We start from the raw sequence: 20,842 nt of genomic DNA, 5'->3' as shown, positions 1-20,842 counted from the left end.
GTCGAGAAAGAAGAAATAATACGAATAAGAAGCGAAGTTGGTCAGGTCTTGGTATATTTGTCCCCATGATTTATGTCCATATCCCCTTCTGTAAACAGGCTTGTCATTACTGTGACTTCCATTTTAGCACGTCACTTCAATACAAAAGTGAGATGATCAATGCCATACGACGGGAAATCGAACTCAGAGCAGCCTATTTGGAAGACAAAAAGGTCGAATCGATCTATTTTGGTGGTGGCACGCCATCCTTATTGGAAGCTGAAGAGATCGCGCGGATCATCGATACGATAGCAATGCATTTTGACATCGTAAATCACGCTGAAATTACGCTGGAAGCAAACCCCGACGATCTAAATGCGGCCAAAGTAAACAGTCTGCGGAATACAGCAATCAATCGATTCAGCATAGGCATACAGTCTTTCTTTGAAGAGGATCTTAAATGGATGAACAGAGCACATAATCAGCAGGAAGCACTGGCTTCTATCATGCGGGTGCAAGACGCGGGCTTTGAAAATATTACCTGTGATCTTATTTATGGCTACCCACTGTTGACTGATGAGAAATGGCGCCACAATATGCAACAGCTGATTGACTTTGAAATTCCCCATATTTCTTCGTATTCCATGACTGTAGAAAATAAGACAGCATTGGATCACTTCATTAAAAAAGGCTTAAGTCCAGCTATAGATTCTGATCAGGCGGCGGATCAGATGAGTCTTCTTATCCATACATTGAAAGCCGCGGGATATGAACAATATGAAATTTCCAATTTTGCAAAAAATGGCCTATATGCCCGTCATAACACAAATTATTGGAAAGGCAAACATTACCTTGGCATAGGCCCTTCAGCACATTCGTTCAATGGAACTTCCAGAGCTTGGAATGTTTCCAACAACGCGAAATATATGACCTCAATCAATTCAAACCAACTTCCCCTGGAAATTGAGGAGCTTTCTACGCTGGACCAGATCAACGAAAGTATCATGACTTCGCTAAGAACCATGTGGGGACTGGATTTGATTGCGCTGGAAAGCAAATTCGGGCAATCTGTCAAAAACCGAGTCCTAAAGGATGCTGAACCATTTTTAGGAGAGAAAAATCTCGTTTTGGAAGAAAACAAATTACGCTTGACGGATCCCGGTAAATTAATGGCTGATCATATCATGTCTGAATTATTCATAATAGAGGATTAACAAATAAATCACTAATATTTTATTAAAATAATAATATTAAGAGTGTTTACATTTAAAAAATTACGAAAATAAAAATATAAATCTATTTTCTAGGCGGTTTGTACTATGTTTGCAACATAATCTATTATAAAATTATGATGTCACACAAGCCATCTTTTGATTTAGAGATCAAAAGTTACAGAGAGCAACAAAACGCTGCCGTAAGCTTAATTCAAATTGTCAGTAACCTGTGGTATAACCACGCTATTGAACTTGTCTTTTTTCGAAATCAACTCATTGATGTAAAATCGAGTTCAATTCTCAACCTGATCAAGGAAAGCGTCCTCCTTACCGACGAGCCATTCCATATTTTTGACACCCTCCACGTGGCACAGGCATTGGAAAAACTCACGCTATCACCTGCGCGTATCGATATCGGAAAACTTACCTTACAGGTCAAGAAACAGACTATTGACAACAACGATCTGCCTAGTTTTATTACAAATGAATTAAAAGATATCAATCAACAAGCGGAATTAAAACCACGCGATGTTGTGCTTTATGGATTTGGCCGTATCGGCCGTTTACTCGCCCGAGAACTTATGCATAAAGCCGGTGCTGGACAGCAGCTTCGCCTTCGTGCCATTGTAACGCGAGACGCCAATGATAGCAAGTCCATATTGAAAAGAGCGACACTATTAAAAACAGATTCCATACATGGTGCGTTCGAAGGCGACGTACAGGTCGACATTCCAAATCAGGCACTTATTATCAACGGCATCACTGTCCACCTTATCTCTGCCAAACAGCCAGAGGACATCGATTATACCTATTATGGAATACAGCATGCTTTAGTCGTCGACAATACGGGTGCTTTTCGAGATGAGCACGAACTGAGTCGCCACCTGAAATCCAGAGGTACCGCCCAAGTTTTATTAACAGCACCCGGAAAAGGTGTTCCAAATATCGTATATGCAGTCAACGAAAATGATATTGACGTGCAACAGCATGCGATATTTTCCGCTGCTTCCTGTACGACCAACGCAATCTCTCCTATTTTGGCGGTCCTTGAAAATAGCATAGGCATTGAAAAAGGGCATATCGAAACCATACATTCCTATACTAACGACCAGAATCTTGTCGACAATATGCACAAGAAGTCCAGACGGGGCCGTGCCGCAGCGCTCAATATGGTGATCACAGAAACTGGAGCGGGGGCTGCCGTTTCAAAAGTATTGCCTTCACTGAAGGGCAAACTGACCTCCAATGCCATTCGCGTTCCCGTACCAAATGGATCATTGGCAATTTTAAATCTCGAAATTAAATCTAAAACTACCGTCGAAGAAATCAATGCACTTTTAAAAGAGGCATCACTACAGGGTGACCTTGTCGAACAGATTAAATTTTCTAAAGACAATGAACTCGTTTCTTCAGATATCATAGGCTCCACTGCCGCTGCGATCGTGGATGCTCCAGCGACGATAGTCTCGGCAGATGGCAGGAATGTCATTCTATATGTCTGGTACGACAATGAATACGGATATTCCCATCAGGTAATGCGTTTATCTCGTCATATTACCGGCGTAAGAAGGTATACCTATTATTAGGTACCAGTATAAAGCATCAAGAAGAACAAGAATAAATAAATCACGCGGAACCGGTGGAATATAGGCGGCGGCAGTACAGCTACCGCTTATATTTTTACAGGATTGCTTTTGAGGTATTTCATAATGATCGGTGTTGCTCCTGCTTTCTGCAGAACATATTCACGGGCCAGTTTTCCGGCCTTTTGACGGACAGTCTGATCTTGCAAAACAGCAAAGACTTTCTTTAATTCTTTAGCACTGGCAATGGCGAAACCTGATCCATTTTTCACAAGATCTTTCGCCTCCTGAAACTTCTTGAAATTTGGTCCAAATAGAACCGGTATGCCATAAGTTGCGGCTTCGAGTGTGTTATGTATCCCCATGCCAAAACCACCACCAATATAGGCCAGTTGGCCATACCCATACAAAGACGAAAGCATACCAATGTTATCGATAACCAGTACCTTTGAATCCGCTATTATTGCGGCATCGTAGGTAGTCATGTCCGAAAAGCGGAGTGCCTTCGGCCAAAGGTTAAAAATGCTCGCTAAATGTGATTCATTAATTTCATGCGGAGCCAAGATCAGCTTATAGTCTGTATTATCCAGAAGCAATTCCTGTAGCGCCTGCTCATCCTCGGGCCAGGTACTTCCTGCAACCAAGGCCGGATTTTCACCAATAAATTGGCTGATCTCGGGAATCATTTTTCTGCTTTTAGGAATGTCTACTACACGATCAAAACGTGTATCTCCGGCTAACCCTGCATTCCGTATCCCAAATTCTTTCAAAAGACGTACACTTTCTTCATTTTGCACAAAGAAGTAAGTCACATAACTTAAAATTTTCAGAAAAAAAGTACCATAGGCCTGAAAGAAAATCTGATCGGGTCTAAATATTGCTGAGATCAAAAACAAGGGAATACCCCGTCTATGCAGGCCCTCAAAAAAATAATACCAATATTCATATTTCGTAAACACAGCGAAACTTGGATTGATCAAGTCGAGAAAAAGCCGTGCGTGCTGCGCAGTATCGTAGGGGAGATAAAAAACATAATCGGCCAAAGCAGTGTTTTTTCTGATTTCATAGCCAGAGGGAGAGTAAAATGTTACAATTATTTTATGATCCAAATAATTATTTTTCACCGCTTCCAGGACAGGTCTTCCTTGCTCAAATTCCCCCAATGAAGCAAAGTGAAACCAAATATGTTTTTGGGAAGAATCAACCGTTTGTTTCATCCTCGAATACCAGTCTTTTCGTCCCGCTACCATGAGCTTGGCTTTGGCATGAAAAGGAGCCAAAATACGCAGTAAGAGTCCATAAAGAAAGATTCCAATTGAATAAAGCAAACGCATGTTTTTAAAATAATGTTTATCTTAGTCAAAGATATTAAACCCATTTCATTAAACGGAACCATTGAGTGGAAAATAAACATCGTAAACGGATTTTGATAACAGGAGCAGCTGGCTTCCTCGGTTCTCACCTTTGCGATCGCTTTATTGCGGAAGATTACGATGTCATTGGAATGGACAACCTGATAACCGGAGATCTACAGAATATAGCACATTTATTTAAGTTGGAAAATTTTGACTTCTATCATCACGATGTCTCAAAATTTGTCCACGTTCCCGGGCACTTGGATTATATCCTGCATTTCGCTTCACCAGCCAGTCCCGTTGACTACCTTAAAATTCCGATACAAACATTGAAGGTAGGATCTTTGGGCACGCATAATCTCTTGGGCCTAGCGCGTGCTAAACAAGCACGCATTTTGGTAGCCTCCACCTCTGAGGTTTATGGTGACCCACTGGTTTCACCACAATCCGAGGACTACTGGGGCAATGTAAATCCCGTGGGACCTCGTGGTGTATACGATGAAGCGAAGCGCTTCCAAGAGGCGATAACGATGGCCTATCACAATGCACATGGTCTGGAGACCCGTATTGTCAGGATATTTAACACCTTTGGTTCCAGAATGCGTCTCAATGACGGCCGAGCTATTCCCACCTTTATCGCACAAGCGATACGTGGCGAAGACATCACGATTTTTGGGGATGGTTCACAAACACGATCATTCTGTTATATTGACGACCAGGTCGAAGGCATCTTTCGCTTGTTGCATTCGGCATGTGCAACACCTATAAATATTGGTAATCCAGACGAAATCAGCTTGCTACAATTGGCCCATGAAATCGTCGAATTGACAGACAGCTCGAGTAAAATCGTCTACGAACCATTACCGGTTGATGATCCCAAACAACGAAAACCCGATATTGGCTTGGCCAAATCAAAATTAGCCTGGGAACCTCAAATAGACCGAAAAACAGGATTGAAAAAAACCATAGCATTTTACAAAAAGATCCCTTTGGATAACTTATCACATAAAGACTTTACTTACTATAATCAACAATAATGAACAAAAAAATACTAGTCACAGGAGGAACAGGTTATATCGGTTCGCACACAGTAGTCGAACTACATAAAGCAGGATATGTACCTGTCATCGTGGATGATCTGTCCAATTCAAACATCAAAATTTTGGATCAGGTTGAAAAGATCATCGGCGTTAGACCTGAATTTCACCAATTTGACCTTTGTGACACAGAACGCGTGAATGAATTTGTAAAAAACAATACCGATATCTCAGGAATTATCCATTTTGCGGCCTCTAAAGCTGTAGGTGAATCTGTACAGAAGCCTTTGAAATATTACCACAACAATTTCTTCTCGTTAATTAACTTATTAGAGGCATATCAAAATAAGCCTATTAATTTTGTCTTTTCTTCAAGCTGTACTGTATATGGTGAGCCAGACTACTTACCTGTAGACGAGAGTGCTCCCGTAAAAAAGGCAACCTCTCCTTATGGAAATACAAAACAAATTGCTGAAGAAATTCTGCAGGAAACTGCTGCTGCATATGACAACTACAATATTATTGCGCTCCGTTATTTCAACCCTGTAGGTGCACATGAGTCGGCATTGATCGGTGAATTACCAAACGGTGTTCCACAGAACCTGCTTCCTTTTATCACACAAACAGCCATTGGAAAAAGAGAAAAATTAACGGTATTTGGCTCTGATTACGACACACCGGACGGATCTTGCATCCGTGACTATATCCACGTTGTTGATTTAGCAAAAGCTCACGTTGCAGCAATCAGATTATTGGAAAAAGGCAACCCGAACGGAAAATACGATGTCTTTAATGTGGGAACAGGAAATGGATATTCTGTCCTTGAAGCGATCAAGGCTTTTGAGAAAGCTTCAGGACAAAAACTAAATTACGAATTTGGTCCACGTCGCGACGGAGATATCATCAAGGTTTACGGGGACGTCACTAAATCGGCCAATCAGTTGCATTGGAAAGCAGCACTTGGTATTGATGAAATGATGGCTTCTGCCTGGGCATGGGAAAAAAATCTGAAGGAAAATCCATTGGATTAAACAGTAGCCTCTGCGGCAGCAACAACGCATTGTATTTAGCTTAACTGTATATGACCGTCTTAAAAACTGAGGCGGTCATACTTTTAGCTGTACGAGTCCTTCCACGTCCTTTCTTTCCAATAATTCCCATCAAATTACTTCCCACTTATCATTCAAGCTGAAAAGCAGTTAGAATCGAAACTGGATTAAAATCCTTTTCGTTGAGTATATTTGGCCAGAACTAGGCCCAAAGTGTCCTTCTGCCAACTGAAGGTCGACATTAAACAAACTCCTTGTCGGAAATATATTCCATGAGCATCCCGGCCTGATCTCCGAGCTTCTTTTTCAAGCGCTGCATAGATTTTTTTATCGCGTCTGGAGTAACCCCCAATACGTTGGCTACTTCCTTATTATTTAGCCCCAGTTTCATAAGCACAATTACCCTCAGATTAGATTCCGTTATATCGGGAAATCTAGATTGTATATCCTGGAGTAAATTGGGAAACTCTTTTACAATCAATAATTTAAATTCCTGCCATTTCTCTTCAGTGATGAGATGTGACTGCAACAATATTTTTAGCTCCTCGCGATCTTTTTCAACAACATTTCCTTTTTCTTCAAGCATCGCAGAAAGTACATTTATCTGTTCATTATTGCGCTTAAGATAAGCGACGTACTCTTCCACTTGGCTTTTAGAGCTCACCAGTTCCCTGTCTAATTCTGCTTTTGTATACTTTAAATTAAGAAGCTGATATTCATAGTCACGTATCCGTTTTCTAGCACGGGATCGAACAGCATTATAAATAAAAAAGAATAACACCAATACCAATAAGCTTAATATTAGCCATAATCGCCTCTCAGCTTGCTTTTTCTTAATAACAGCTTGTGCCAGCGATAATTTATCGGCATACTTTTGCTTGTCGGCCATAAACTTCAACTGGGACAATACCGGATCACCATCTAAAAAGCGTAGTGAGTCTTGGAGACGTTCTATTCTTCTTCGTGCATTCAGCTCACGACCTATATCGTTACTTTGCATCGCCAAATTCAGCTTGTGAATCTCAAGTTCAAGTATTGTCTTCTTATCATCCGAGCCCAACAAAAGGGATTCAGCTTCCGCAATCATATGACGAACATTCTTCGTTTCCCTATTCGCTATATCTAGTCGAATCCGCATCATTAAGGCAAAGATTGTATTTCGGTCATTCCCAAGAGATCTGGAAATCTCAAGATCTTTATCGAGGAGCAATAAAGCCTTATGGTAATCCTTCATACCTTCGAACACAGCCGCCTGATTCCCTAAAATCTTCGCGTAACGTAATGAGTCATTTTCTGAAAGGGCTAAAGTTTGAGCCAATTCAAAAATTTTCATTGCCTGCAAGGTATCACCACCACTTTTCAATGTCAGTAAACCTAAATTGTCCAAGATTTCAGCTTTCAATTTCGGTGAAATTTGTTGTTGTCGTTGCCCTAAATCCAGATATTTAATTCCAGAAGTGTAATCACCTAAAGTTCCAAAAAAATAGCCAAGCTTCTTGTAAGTTTGTGTTAGGTCTAAAACAAGTTCTTTCGGTATATCTTCGAGCCCTTTCTCTCCTTCCAAGATAAAAGGTAATGCCTCAGAGGCTTTCAGACATCGATATAGGTAAAAGCCATACATTACCTTTACCCAAACGCGTACGTTTTGATAGCTATAACCTTCTTCAAGGTCCAGCGCTTTTAAATAGTATTTATCACTAAAGTTATTTCTTGCACCCTCGTCATTAAACGACTGATCCGCCAGTAAACAATAATAGATTGCCAAAAGTGCCTTATCATTTTTTCGTACCGCTTGGCTAAAATATGGCGCAAGATACCTGCTCAACGACATACTAGAGGAATGATATTGCGCTGATTCTTTTATAATTGTTTCGTAAAAGTTCTTCTCTTCTATCGAGGAATTGGAATCCATTAAATCCATCCCATAGACAACACGACAAGGTATGATTGTTAGGAAAAGAAAAAATAGAAAACATCGAAACATATCGGCACAGGCATTGAATTTCGCAATAAAAATAAAAAATAATTTTAATTAAATCATCATGAGACAAAATCAACCAACCACAAACACAGTTAAGATTTAGACCGTAATCATGCCTTACATTCTTCAATTAAAAATAACAATAGTGTATTAAATAATACGCTACTATTGTTCGCGAATTAAACAAAGCAGCCACTTTTTAAAAAGCCTTGTGACTATTCACAAAAAGCGGTGAGATTCTTTTTCTGACCAATAGTATTACTTGTCATCAAAAAAATGATAAATATGATCTGGTGTAATAGCTTTCGTTAATTGGACATCATATTCATTTTTATCTGCAATAACATCAATTGGATTAAAAAAAGATAGTCCGACACGCTGTACACCAACTTTACAGGACGAGAAAAAACGGTCATAAAACCCCTTCCCATAACCTACCCTGTATCCGGAAAGATCAAAAATTAACAACGGCACTATAATCATATCAATAACCGATGAAGCGACCTTAATGCCGGATATTGGCTCTGGAATACCCCAGTTGTTCGTCTCAAATAGTGTATGTTCATCCAATATGAAATGTTGCATCGAGTAATCATCAAAATTAGATCGCGAAACAACGATCTTTATCTGTGGAAAAAACGCTTGAATATAATTTATTATTAAATATGTATTGGGTTCGTGGTATTTCCCTATGGGAAGGAAAATATGCAAAAATTCGACCCTTGAGAGATCAAGCTTTGTAAATTGCGAAAGTAATCGTTCATTGAGCGCAGTTTCTCTCTCTAAAGACAATTGACATCGCTTAGTTTTATATTCAAGTCGTAATTCTTGTTTCGATTTCATTTGTAGAATAGTTATTCCTAAAATTTATTTCCCTTTCTTACCAAAATCCCCATTAAATTCCATCACTTATGCCAAGATCAATCAAAAATAGCATTCCTTCCAATTCAATTTTTATTTAAGCTTCAAAAGCAAATAGAAATTCTGGTTCAGAATAGAAAAACCAGGTGTTAAACGCAGTCTAGTCATAAAAAAAACGGCCTTGTAGCGAGCGCTAACAAGACCGAATAATCAACCTAAACCTAAAATCTTTCTATTATTTTACGCGCTCGATATAATTACCTGTTTGCGTATCGACTCTTACTTTCTCACCTTGATTAATGAACAACGGTACCATAATTTCAACACCAGTCTCTACAGTTGCTTTTTTCAACGCATTTGTAGAAGTATCTCCTTTTACAGCTGGTTCAGTATATGTAATTTCTAACTCAACACTTTTTGGAGCTTCTGCCATGATAGGCTCATCACTTTCAAAAGCAATAATTACAGTCATTCCCTCTTTCAAGAAACGAGCTGAATCACCGAACAAAAATTTAGGAATATTGAATTGCTCGTATGTATTGTTATCCATTACCACGAAGAAATCTCCATCCTCATACAAATACTGATAATCGCTAGTTTCTACACGTGCAATTTCTACAGATTCGTCAACTCTAAAACGGTATTCAACTAACTTACCAGTTTTAACATTACGCATTCTCGCTTGATAAAACGCACGTAAATTGCCTGGTGTACGGTGTATATATTCTTCTACGGATACTAATTCTCCATTAAATCTTAAGATATTTCCTGATTTTACCTCTGATGCCTTAGCCATTCTTTGAATTGAACTTTAAACGGTTATCTCATTATTGAGTCGTCAAAAGTACAAAAACTAATTGTGTTATTAAAATTTCATTCGCTACTTTTTTTTCTGAAAGTGTTTGTTTTTATTGGCCGGAGAGAACCTTCAGTTCACTTTCGTAGCTGTTAATGGTTATGCAATCTTGATGGTTTATGGGAAATAATCATTTTTGATACAGGACAAAAAACTTTTCTCCTATTTTTAATAGGGCAGAAACAATTGTTGATCCCCTAAGACTTGAAATCGACGATAGAAATACTTTCATCGCAGAATTCATACTCTTTTTTTTGGTTGGAACAGACGATAAACAATCTAGATTCCACTTTTGTGCGCTCAATTAAACGAAGATACCATTGTTCACCCGCACTATCCAAATTACTTGTAGGCTCATCCAACAAAACCAAGGCAGATGCAGAACAACAAGCTAGCGCTAGCTTTACACGTTGACGCATGCCTGATGAAAAAAACCGGATCTCTCTGTCAAGCGCATGTTCCAATCCCAATACGTTTACAACAGTTTCTTTATCAAAAGAAGGAAGATAATTTTTAAATTTAAAATGAAAATCAATCAGCTCGTTTAAGGTAAACTCCTCGATCAGTTCAACATAAGGAGCTGCGAGAGACAGCTGCTGATATATAGTTTCCACACCTAGGACTTGGTCTCCATGCGTGTAGATCAATTCACCCGATGAGGGTGTCAAACTACTTGAAAGCACTTTTAGGAAAGTGGACTTCCCAGAACCATTATGGCCAAGGATGGCATAACTCTTGCCGGACTCGAAGGTATAGTTTATATGCCTAAAAATCCATTCATTGTTATACCTCCTACCAATATCTTTTAATGTAATTTTCAAATTCACTAGAATCGACAACGCGACTACATCGCTCTATTATTGAATCCTTTCATGATACCCCGGCCGGAGTTCCGAATAAAATCCAAAATTTCATCACGGATTTCCGTTGCCTGATATTCAGCTTCTATAATTTCTATTGCTTTAGCCAGGTTTCTGTTTTGGACAAAAAGAATTCGATAAAGATTCTGAATCTCGGCAATTTGCTCTTCCGAAAATCCTCTTCTTCTCAATCCAACAGAATTAATACCAGCATAAGAAATCGGTTCACGTGCGGCCTTAACAAAAGGAGGAATATCCTTACGCACCAATGAACCACCGGTAACAAATGCATGCGAACCAATTTTGACAAATTGGTGAACAGCAACCATTCCAGCAAGTACAACATAATCACCTACTGTAATATGTCCAGCAAGTGTACTGTTGTTCGAAAAAACACAATTATCACCTACTTCACAATCATGTGCAACATGACTATAAGCTTGGATCAAACAGTTTTTTCCAATGACCGTTTTATACCTATCCTTGGTTCCTCTATTGATTGTTACACACTCACGAATGGTTGTATTGTCTCCAATTTCAGCTGTGGTAATCTCACCATCAAATTTTAAATCTTGAGGTTCCCCAGAGATTACTGCACCGGGATATATTTTACAGTTTTTTCCAATTCGAGCTCCATCCATGATCGTCACATTTGATCCTATCCAAGTGCCTTCACCAATGACGACATCTTTATAAATGGTTACAAATGGCTCGATGACCACATTTTTAGCAATTTTTGCCTCCGGATGAATATAAGCTAATGGCTGTATCATCTATACTACTTTAGTTGTTATTTACTCTTACGATCTGTGCCATAAGCTCCGCTTCACACACGATTTTCTCTCCTACCATAGCCACACCTTTCATTTTTGCGATACCTCTTCGGATCGGCTCCATCAAGTCACATCTAAAAATAACAGAATCCCCTGGAGTTACCTGCGCTTTAAAACGTGCATTTTCAATTTTAAGGAATAAGGTCAACCAATTCTCTGGATCAGGGACCGTCTTCAGTACTAAAATTCCCCCTGTTTGTGCCATAGCCTCTACTTGCAAAACACCAGGGAATAATGGTGCACCAGGAAAATGTCCCATAAATAAATCTTCGTTCATGGTAACATTCTTCAAACCCACAACATGTGTTTCTGTCAACTCAAGAATTTTATCGACCATAAGCATGGGTTGACGATGAGGTAAAATCTTCATGATTTCTACCGTATCGTATAATGCCGGCATATTGGGATCGTAAACTTTAATTTTTTTACGTGTTTTATCTTTCTTGATCTGCTCCTTTATCTTTTTTGCAAAAGCCACATTCGCTGCATGACCAGGCCGTGCAGCCATAATATGCCCTTTCAAAGGTCTTCCGACTAGCGCTAAATCTCCAACCATGTCCAACAATTTATGTCGAGCAGGTTCATTTTGGTAACGCAATTGATTATTGTTTAATATTCCTTCCTTAGCAACTGCAACGGTTTCTTTATGAAAAAGATGCGCTAATTTTTGCAATTCCTCAGGAGAAGTCTCCTTGTCCACAATAACGATTGCATTACTTAAATCACCACCTTTAATAAGGCCATGATCAACCAACATTTCCAATTCGTGTAAAAAACAAAACGTACGCGAAGAGGCTATTTCAGATTTAAAATCCTCAATCGATGTTATTGCTGCATGTTGACTTCCCAACACAGGCGAATTAAAATCGATCATACAAGTCAAACGATAACCATCCATTGGCATGCCCAGTATCTCGACTTTGCGATCTGGCTCTGCATAATGAATATTATTCGAAATCTCATAATAATCCCGATCAGCATCTTGTTCTTCAAATCCCGCTTCCTCTAACAACTTCACAAAAATAGCTGAACTACCGTCTAGAATTGGTATTTCAGGACCATCAATATCAATCAGCACATTATCAATTTGTAAACCAATTAACGATGCCATCAAATGTTCAATTGTACTCACACTTGCTCCATTCTGCGTTATTGTCGTCCCCCTGGAGGTATCCGTAACATTATCCGCATCAACCAAAATTTCTGGTTGCCCCTCTAAATCTACACGTCTGAACTTAAACCAGTGATTTTCCGGAGCGGGTTTAATAGTCATCGATACAATTTTTCCTGTATGAAGACCTACCCCCGAAATTTCAACCTCGTTTTTGATGGTTCTCTGTTTTACATTCATTTCTAATAACATATTTTTAAATCAAAACTTCTTTTGACAAAACATTTATCCTTTAAGCTATATCGATGTTCGCCATCGCCTTGCTAGGAATGATTATTTCATCACAATTAAAGAACAGTTTATTTTCAATGAAAAATAATTATTTCAATTTTTTTTCTACTAACTTTTCTAACTCTTGGATTCGTTTTTCCAACTCAGGAAGACGTGCAAAAATTACATTGGAGCGCAACTGCGGCTGGTAAGGCATCACTGGCGTACCGCCCCACTTTTTACCTTCTTCTTTAATCGATCTATTCACTCCTGATTGGGCTTGGATTTGAGATCCCTTTGCAACAACAATATGTCCAACGACACCAACCTGACCTCCTAAAACCACATGTTCTCCAATTTTTGAACTACCAGAAATACCTGTTTGCGCTGCGATTACGGTATTCTTTCCAATATCAACATTATGTGCAATTTGAATCAAATTATCCAACTTAACACCATCGCGCACTATTGTAGCGCCCATTGTTGCCCTATCGATTACAGTATTGGCGCCAATCTCGACATTATCCTCCACTTGCACATAACCAATCTGAGGTACTTTTTTATATGTTCCGTCTTCTTGTGGAGCAAATCCAAATCCATCCGATCCAATCACAACACCAGAATGTACTACCACATTTTTCCCAATCTTACAATCATGATAAATCTTTACGCCCGGGTAGAGTGTTGTATTATCGCCAATCGTAACTTTATCGCCAATATAGACTTGTGGGTAGATTTTCACGTTATCTCCAATGGAAGCCCCACGCCCAATATATACGAATGCACCAATATAACCTCCTTGGCCGATCTCCGCTTCAGCATGTATAAAATGTGGTTCCTCACGTCCGCTTTTGTCAAGACGAAACTCATTATACATATTCAAAATAGTAGAGAAAGCAGCATATGCATTCTTAACCCTTATGATCGTCAATGTTGGCTTAGTTGCCTGCGTCAATTGTAAATCTTCATTAACAATTACAATCGAGGCATCAGTAGTATAAATAAAATGCTCATATTTTGGATTTGACAAAAAAGAAAGATCGCCTTTTTTACCTTCCTCAATTTTGGCAAGGTTACCTACAGTAACTTCTGGATTTCCTTCAATCCGTCCTTCTAATAATGTCCCTATTTGTTGCGCAGTAAATTGCATGGTACAAATCTATGTTTTTTTATTAAAAAATAACTACTTGATGGAAGTAATTGCAACATATCCCACCTCTTTTGGATAACATAAGGCGTATTTAGCTACATTTTTCGACAGTGCTTCCAAATTACCTAGATCAGAAGCCTCCGTTATATCGACGAGCTCGCCCGATTTCAATAGTATTTTAATTTGATCCCTGGAAGAATTATAGGCCCGGTTTTGAATTTCTTGCATAAATACATAATAATGGATATCCTCTTGAGCCACCCCCATCTCAGCTTGTACTTTCGCCTTTACTAAATCAACATATTCTGGCAAGAATGGCTTATCACTCATGACAGATCGATATAAATTACGTTTCATAACACGTTGGCACATTGTACTTAAAATAGGATCCTCATGACGTTCCCATGTTTTTATGGCAGACATAATATCCGTATCATCTAAACGAGTAAACCAATCCAAATGTAACGGGTCATCCAAAAAGTTAGTTTTGTTGACCTGCTGGCTTAAAAACCAATGAAACGCCGGAGTAGAAAAGAGCTTATGGCCAGCAGCCGTCAAATATTTTGCCCGCTGCAGAATTTTAATCAATAACTGTTCCGCACCGATAACGGTCTTGTGTAAATAGACTTGCCAATACATCAACCGCCGCGCAATCAGAAATTTCTCTACAGAATAAAGTGCTTTATACTCCACCACTATTTCATCCTCCACCACATTGAGCATTTTTATAATCCGGTCAAATGAGATGACGCCTTCCGATACGCCTGTAAAAAAACTATCTCTATTGAGGTAGTCCATTCGATCAACATCCAATTGGCTCGACACCAATTGATGAAGAAATTTACGTTCGTATTTATTATTAAAGATTGTAATTGCAAGACTTAGTCTTCCACCCAGATCATTGTTGATTCGATCCATTAAAAGGGAAGACAATAGCTCATGAGAAACACCCTCAATCAAACTATGCTCCAAGGAATGTGAAAAAGGGCCGTGACCTATATCATGCAACAATATTGCCGACAGAACAGCCTCCTCTTCATCCCCTGAAATTATAACACCTTTACTCCTCAAAGTTTCCAATGCCATCGACATCAAATGCATCGCTCCTATGGCATGCTGAAAACGAGTATGCAAAGCTCCGGGATAGACGAGATGTGTCATGCTCACCTGCTTGATATAGCGGAGCCTTTGGAAATAAGGATGTTGCACTAGGTCAAAGACCAATCCTGTAGGAATAGCGACAAATCCATATACCGGATCATTAATAATTTTATTTTTGTTCAATGTGGAGACAAATTAATACGATCATCAACACTATAAATATGAAACCGAGCCCTTTAATCGTGAACTCCTGGTTAACACTAGTATAAACTTAAAACAAAGATAGTTAGTTCATCGTTAAGAAATGTTAAAAATAAAATCTGAAGCACGATATTTGCTTATGTTAGCATGAGATCGCAAATCCGATCCTCCCCTCTACTACTAATAGACATATAATAACAAGATGCAAAAAACACATATTCTTTGGGCTGACGATGAAATTGACTTTCTAAAACCACACATTTTATTTTTAGAAAGCAAAGGTTACAAAGTTGACACAGTCAACAATGGAAATGATGCCGTTGAAGCCTTTAAAAATGGTTTTTTCCACCTCGTTTTCTTAGACGAAAATATGCCTGGGCTAACCGGGCTCGAAACACTTGCCATACTCAAATCGATCAACCCTACTGTCCCCGTTGTTCTGGTCACAAAAAATGAAGAAGAACATGTCATGGAAGATGCCATCGGCTCCAAAATAGATGATTATCTTATCAAGCCGGTCAACCCCAAGCAGATCTTGATGACAATAAAAAAATTAACGGAAAACAAACGTCTTGTCAATGAGAAAACATCCATGGCTTATCAACAAGACTTCCGCAATTTGGGGATGATCCTGAATGACAATCTGGATTTCAACCAATGGTCAGAAGTTTACAAAAAACTTGTCTACTGGGAATTGTCCCTCGAAAAGCTTGAAGATAACAATATGCATGAAATTCTGACGATGCAAAAATCCGAAGCAAACATGCAATTCTCCAAATTTATAGAAAACAACTATATCCAGTGGATTAATCGCCCCGAAAACGCGCCCATTCTATCACACCAGCTATTTAAGAAGAAGGTATTTCCGACCATAGAAGATGATATACCGACATTTTTCTTTTTAATAGACAATTTGCGTTTCGATCAATGGAAAATTATCAATGAGGTAATCACCGACTATTTTAGACTTGAGGAGGAGATAAACTATTACAGTATTTTACCAACAGCAACACAATATGCTAGAAATGCCATCTTTAGTGGATTAACTCCACTGGAAATGGAAAAACGCTTCCCGAAATTATGGCAAAACGATGAAGATGAAGGCGGCAAGAATTTATATGAGGATAAATTTTTGGAAGATCAGATCAAGCGACTTTATCGCAAGTCCATAAAACATTCCTACACGAAAATTTTGACCCTGGAACAAGGAAAAGACGTATTAGACAATCTCGGCAATTTGATGCACAATCAACTGAATGTATTGGTGTATAACTTTGTTGACATGCTTTCGCACGCACGTACGGACAGCTCTATGATTCGTGAATTAGCAAACGATGAAGCGGCTTATCGCTCCCTCACTTTGTCATGGTTTGAACACTCACCTCTATTGGAGGCTTTAAAATGGCTCTCACAAAAGAAAGTTCGTGTGATTATTACAACCGACCATGGCACGATCCGTGTAAAAAAGCCAAGTAAAATTGTTGGTGATCGAAATACAAATACAAATTTGAGATATAAGCAAGGGAAAAATCTGAACTATATTGACAAAGATGTTTTTGCTATCAAAAATCCCCACGAGGCACAGTTGCCTAAACTTCATGTTAGTTCAACATACGTCTTTGCCAAAGAAGATTCGTATTTTGTTTACCCCAACAACTACAATCAATTTGTCAATTACTTTAATGGAACATTCCAACATGGTGGAATCTCTTTGGAAGAAATGATTATCCCCTTTGCGACATACTTACCGAAATAGTAATTTTGCAACATGGAAATTATTGTAAATACGACAGCAGATCTATCTCAAGCGGCTCAGACACTTTTAAATAGTTTTCCAAAGGACCGGATTTTTCTATTATATGGTTCAATGGGAGCAGGAAAGACAACTTTTGTAAAATACCTGTGTAAACAATTGAACGTACAAGATAGTACCTCTAGTCCAACATTCTCCATTGTTAATGAATATGAGTCTGCCGCTGGCCCCATATATCACTTTGATTTTTATCGCATTAAAGATGAGCAGGAGGCTTTCGATTTTGGCTATGAGGAATATTTCTATTCAGGTGCATATTGCTTTGTTGAATGGCCGGAGAAAATCCCCAATTTACTTCCTGAAGAAGCAAAAGAGATACATATTAGCATCATAGATGCAACAACACGTAAAATTTCTATTCGTTAACCTCCTTTTTTCGACTCCTTACTATGGCTCATTTATCATCTTGTCAATATATTCCATCTGATATCCATGTTCCTGGACTAGCGGCTATACACGCCGAGCACCTTAGCTTTTCCTTTCATGAGAACAATATGCAGTTTGCTGTTGAAAATAGTTCTTTCGATATCGATGAAGGAAAAATAACAGCAATCATTGGTGAATCTGGCAGTGGAAAAAGTACATTACTGCGACTTATCTACGGTCTTTTGGAACCAACTGGGGGCATTGTGCGCTATAAAGGTTGGCAGGTTCCAACGCGCAAGGACAAGTTAATCCCCGGACATGATGCCATGAAATTAGTCTCGCAAGGCTTTGACGATTTGAATACTTATGCCAATGTATGGGATAATGTTGCTTCGCAGTTGCCAAACACAGATATCAAACGCAAACAAGACAAAACTGCGGAAATATTACAACGTCTACGGATAGATCACCTCGCTAAAAAAAGAGTAGCAGACATCAGTGGCGGAGAAAAACAACGTGTCGCCATCTGTCGTGCTTTGATCAACGAGCCTGAAGTTTTACTAATGGATGAACCCTTCAATCAGGTTGATGCCTCTTTTAGGGATACCTTGCAACAGGACATAAAAGATATTGTTAAAGAAACTGGGCTGACCGTCATTTTAGTTTCACACGATCCTACGGAAGTACTTGCTTTAGCAGATAACCTCATCGTGATGAAATCTGGTAAAATCCTAGATCAAAACAATCCACATGTATTGTATAGCAATCCATCGCACCCTTATACGGCGCAATTACTGGCAAAAAGCAATATATTACAAGTTGAGCAAGCTCAAAATTTAGGCATAACAAGCGAAAAACCAGTCGCGATACATCAAGAATGGATTTCAATAAGTCCTTCTGAGCAGTCTACTTTTTTTGTAAAAGATGTGCGATTCAGAGGTTTTTATTATGAAATCGTCGTCAGTAATAATGAGATTAACTTACATGCGATTATAACATCGCAGATAATTCCACAGAAACTACAGGCTGTCGATCTAACAATATCTCACTGGATACATTTTGACCATTAATTGTATATCCTAGTCTTGTGTGTCTAGCCAAGATAAAAATGCGTCAAACCATAACTTGTCTGAGGTTTTGTTAATTAACCCAAAGCCGTGCCCCCCTTGCTCAAAGGTATAAAGCTTGTTGGGCACTTTTGACTTGTCCAAAGCTGCCATCATTCTATAGCTATTTTCTATTGGCACAGCCATATCGTCTTTGGCATGCACAAAGAAAACCGGACAAACCTCAGAAGATACCTGCAAATTGGAAGAAAACAGCTTGATTTGGTCTTCCGAAGGGTTTTCTCCAATGAGATTTATACGCGAACCTTTATGTGTTATATCGTTTTCCATAGAGATTACTGGATAAATCAATCCTGCAAAATCAGGTCTTAGGGATACATGGGAAGGATTCGCTATGTAATCTTTCTTAAACTTCGTAATTAAAGTGGAAGCCAGGTGCCCGCCAGCGGAAAACCCTATCACCCCAACTTTTCGAAGTTCAGGATGCAAGGTTCGGATCAATTGCATTGCTCGCTGGGCATCTTGAAGAGGTCCTATTGATTTGTCACGCATAATGTTCGGCGAAGGCAATCGGTATTGTAAAACAAATGCTGAATAACCATTTTTTATCAACTCTTTAGCAACAGCATGACCTTCATGATCCATTGCTATATGAGAATACCCACCTCCCGGAATAACCAGTACGGCGATATTTTTATCAATACTTTTATCTGCCATATATGCAAATAACTTCGGTACATTTTTTTCTAAATTTACTTGCCCCTTATCAGTCGAGTTTGGAATGGAATCAGCATAAAGGTTGATTGTTTCCTGCGCCTTAACGAGAGAAATCAACGAACATAAAATCATAAAAATTCTTTTCATTAAAATGATATTTTAAAAGATAGCTCCAGACTACATATACTAGAAAAAACGAATCAAACATGAGCTGGATATCCATGGTTTATAAGGAAGAAACAACTAAAAGATCTAAATCTTTCGCCGTCATATTAAATCTTGAGGCCATGTCAACATTTGTAAGGTTTCCTTGGTATAAATAAATTGAACTCCGAATACCGGGATTCTTCCAAATTGCATTTTTCAGTCCCCCAAGTTCAGCAAAATCAAGCAAAATAGAAGTGAAGATATTGCTCATTGCATAAGTAGCTGTTCGCGCTACCCGAGACGCTATATTGGGAACACAATAGTGAATAACATCAAATTTACGAAAGATAGGTTTATCGTGAGAGGTCACCTCCGATGTTTCAAAATTACCTCCTTGATCAATGCTTACATCTATAATAACGGAATTGGGTTTCATTTTAGAAACAGTTTCTTCCGAAATCACACAAGCGGAACGTCCATTACGCGCTCGTAAAGCACCAATAACAACATCCGAACTGATCACGGCCTTGTTTAAAATAATCGGTTGTATAACGGAGGTAAAAACACGACTACCAAGATTATTTTGTAGGCGTCTAAGTTTATAAATCGAATTATCAAACACCTTTACCTCTGCTCCTAACGCCAAAGCCGTTCGGGCAGCCTGTTCACCAACGGTGCCCGCGCCAATAATAACGACTTCTGTGGAAGCTACGCCTGTCACACCACCGAGCATCAGTCCCTTCCCTCCAAATGCATTGCTCAGATACTCTCCCGCAATTAAGGTTGCCGTTGCCCCTACGATTTCGCTCATCGCACGCACCACTGCTAGGCAACCGCCCTCATCTCTTAAATATTCATAAGAAATTGCAGTGATTTTTTTATGCATTAACGCCTTTAGTACATCCAGGTTCATGAGTGAAGGTTGTTGAGAAGATAATAAAAGCTGCCTTTCTTTCATCAACTTCACTTCACTAAGGATGGGGCTACCAACTTTAATGATCAGATCTGCTTGGTACACCTCTTCCCGAGATGAAACGATACGAGCCCCCTGCTCACTATAATGATGATCTAAAAAATTGGCTCCAGCACCTGCTCCAGTCTCAATGATGACTTCGTGTCCATTTTCTACCAATAATGCAACCGCTAATGGCGTCAAGCAGATCCGCTTTTCCTGAAGCGAGATTTCCTTTGGAATGCCTATAAATAAACTTTTTGCATTCTTTTTCTTCTCAAACAGCATCTCTTTTGGAGAAATCATAGCCTGACTCGCAAGCTTTCCTAACTCATTCAT

General features: G+C 39.1%; 18 protein-coding genes. 7 read left to right on the top strand and 11 right to left on the bottom strand.

Annotation, left to right across the window (positions count from 1 at the left end):
- Nucleotides 1–65 precede the first annotated feature (65 nt).
- Together hemW and K2F45_RS02165 are read left to right on the top strand one after the other, a co-directional pair.
- Nucleotides 66–1,193: a radical SAM family heme chaperone HemW gene (gene hemW, locus K2F45_RS02170; RefSeq protein WP_075990795.1), complete on the top strand. Its 1,128-nt coding sequence runs from the start codon at nt 66–68 to the stop codon at nt 1,191–1,193.
- Nucleotides 1,194–1,327: 134 nt separating this feature from the next.
- Nucleotides 1,328–2,779, top strand: coding sequence for a glyceraldehyde-3-phosphate dehydrogenase (locus K2F45_RS02165; protein ID WP_237241942.1), 1,452 nt, complete (start codon nt 1,328–1,330; stop codon nt 2,777–2,779).
- An 86-nt stretch (nt 2,780–2,865) separates the two neighbouring features.
- On the opposite strand, the gene K2F45_RS02160 is transcribed toward K2F45_RS02165, so the two are convergent.
- Complete coding sequence (locus tag K2F45_RS02160; RefSeq protein ID WP_075990794.1) at nt 2,866–4,110, bottom strand: 3-deoxy-D-manno-octulosonic acid transferase; 1,245 nt, start codon at nt 4,108–4,110, stop codon at nt 2,866–2,868.
- A gap of 65 nt (nt 4,111–4,175) precedes the next feature.
- On the opposite strand from K2F45_RS02160, the gene K2F45_RS02155 reads away from it, so the two are divergent.
- On the top strand, nt 4,176–5,168 hold the full coding sequence (locus K2F45_RS02155) for a UDP-glucuronic acid decarboxylase family protein (RefSeq protein ID WP_075990793.1): 993 nt from the start codon (nt 4,176–4,178) through the stop codon (nt 5,166–5,168).
- Nucleotides 5,168–6,199, top strand: a complete 1,032-nt coding sequence (gene galE, locus K2F45_RS02150; RefSeq protein WP_075990792.1) for a UDP-glucose 4-epimerase GalE — start codon at nt 5,168–5,170, stop codon at nt 6,197–6,199. Before K2F45_RS02155 ends, galE begins: the two co-directional genes overlap by 1 nt.
- A 259-nt stretch (nt 6,200–6,458) precedes the next feature.
- On the opposite strand, the gene K2F45_RS02145 is transcribed toward galE, so the two are convergent.
- From K2F45_RS02145 to K2F45_RS02110, 8 genes are all read right to left on the bottom strand, one after another.
- A complete protein-coding gene (locus K2F45_RS02145; RefSeq protein ID WP_248932974.1) occupies nt 6,459–8,129 on the bottom strand; it encodes a helix-turn-helix transcriptional regulator in 1,671 nt (556 codons plus the stop codon).
- A gap of 327 nt (nt 8,130–8,456) precedes the next feature.
- Nucleotides 8,457–9,041, bottom strand: coding sequence for a 5-formyltetrahydrofolate cyclo-ligase (locus K2F45_RS02140; RefSeq protein ID WP_075990790.1), 585 nt, complete (start codon nt 9,039–9,041; stop codon nt 8,457–8,459).
- Between the two features lie 253 nt (nt 9,042–9,294).
- Nucleotides 9,295–9,855, bottom strand: a complete 561-nt coding sequence (efp, locus tag K2F45_RS02135) for an elongation factor P (protein ID WP_046674772.1) — start codon at nt 9,853–9,855, stop codon at nt 9,295–9,297.
- 257 nt (nt 9,856–10,112) lie between these two features.
- The gene (locus K2F45_RS02130; protein WP_338055420.1) at nt 10,113–10,742 is read right to left on the bottom strand and encodes an ABC transporter ATP-binding protein; all 630 of its coding nucleotides are present in this window, start codon (nt 10,740–10,742) and stop codon (nt 10,113–10,115) included.
- Nucleotides 10,743–10,759: 17 nt separating this feature from the next.
- Nucleotides 10,760–11,548, bottom strand: a complete 789-nt coding sequence (gene lpxA / locus K2F45_RS02125) for an acyl-ACP--UDP-N-acetylglucosamine O-acyltransferase (protein ID WP_075990789.1) — start codon at nt 11,546–11,548, stop codon at nt 10,760–10,762.
- A 10-nt stretch (nt 11,549–11,558) separates the two neighbouring features.
- Nucleotides 11,559–12,959: a bifunctional UDP-3-O-[3-hydroxymyristoyl] N-acetylglucosamine deacetylase/3-hydroxyacyl-ACP dehydratase gene (locus tag K2F45_RS02120; protein ID WP_172840641.1), complete on the bottom strand. Its 1,401-nt coding sequence runs from the start codon at nt 12,957–12,959 to the stop codon at nt 11,559–11,561.
- Between the two features lie 139 nt (nt 12,960–13,098).
- A complete protein-coding gene (lpxD, locus tag K2F45_RS02115; protein WP_075990787.1) occupies nt 13,099–14,139 on the bottom strand; it encodes a UDP-3-O-(3-hydroxymyristoyl)glucosamine N-acyltransferase in 1,041 nt (346 codons plus the stop codon).
- Between the two features lie 33 nt (nt 14,140–14,172).
- Nucleotides 14,173–15,423, bottom strand: a complete 1,251-nt coding sequence (locus K2F45_RS02110) for an HD domain-containing protein (RefSeq protein WP_075990786.1) — start codon at nt 15,421–15,423, stop codon at nt 14,173–14,175.
- Nucleotides 15,424–15,643: 220 nt separating this feature from the next.
- On the opposite strand from K2F45_RS02110, the gene porX reads away from it, so the two are divergent.
- The 3 genes from porX to K2F45_RS02095 are packed head-to-tail and all read left to right on the top strand — an operon-like array spanning nt 15,644 to nt 18,690.
- Nucleotides 15,644–17,197: a T9SS response regulator signal transducer PorX gene (gene porX / locus K2F45_RS02105; protein WP_075990785.1), complete on the top strand. Its 1,554-nt coding sequence runs from the start codon at nt 15,644–15,646 to the stop codon at nt 17,195–17,197.
- Nucleotides 17,198–17,209: 12 nt separating this feature from the next.
- Nucleotides 17,210–17,620 carry a tRNA (adenosine(37)-N6)-threonylcarbamoyltransferase complex ATPase subunit type 1 TsaE gene (gene tsaE, locus K2F45_RS02100; RefSeq protein ID WP_088159996.1) on the top strand — a complete coding sequence of 137 codons (411 nt, stop codon included), beginning with the start codon at nt 17,210–17,212 and terminating at the stop codon, nt 17,618–17,620.
- A gap of 23 nt (nt 17,621–17,643) precedes the next feature.
- The gene (locus K2F45_RS02095) at nt 17,644–18,690 is read left to right on the top strand and encodes an ABC transporter ATP-binding protein (protein ID WP_075990783.1); all 1,047 of its coding nucleotides are present in this window, start codon (nt 17,644–17,646) and stop codon (nt 18,688–18,690) included.
- Nucleotides 18,691–18,699: 9 nt separating this feature from the next.
- Here the strand turns inward: K2F45_RS02095 and K2F45_RS02090 are convergent, their stop codons facing one another.
- Together K2F45_RS02090 and K2F45_RS02085 are read right to left on the bottom strand one after the other, a co-directional pair.
- A complete protein-coding gene (locus tag K2F45_RS02090; RefSeq protein WP_075990782.1) occupies nt 18,700–19,551 on the bottom strand; it encodes an alpha/beta hydrolase in 852 nt (283 codons plus the stop codon).
- Between the two features lie 79 nt (nt 19,552–19,630).
- Complete coding sequence (locus K2F45_RS02085; protein WP_075990781.1) at nt 19,631–20,842, bottom strand: alanine dehydrogenase; 1,212 nt, start codon at nt 20,840–20,842, stop codon at nt 19,631–19,633.

Source organism: Sphingobacterium siyangense (assembly GCF_023277505.1).
Taxonomy (GTDB): Bacteria; Bacteroidota; Bacteroidia; order Sphingobacteriales; family Sphingobacteriaceae; genus Sphingobacterium; species Sphingobacterium siyangense.
The sequence above is the reverse complement of the archived record's forward strand: the minus strand, read 5'-3'. Positions and strand labels throughout refer to the sequence as shown.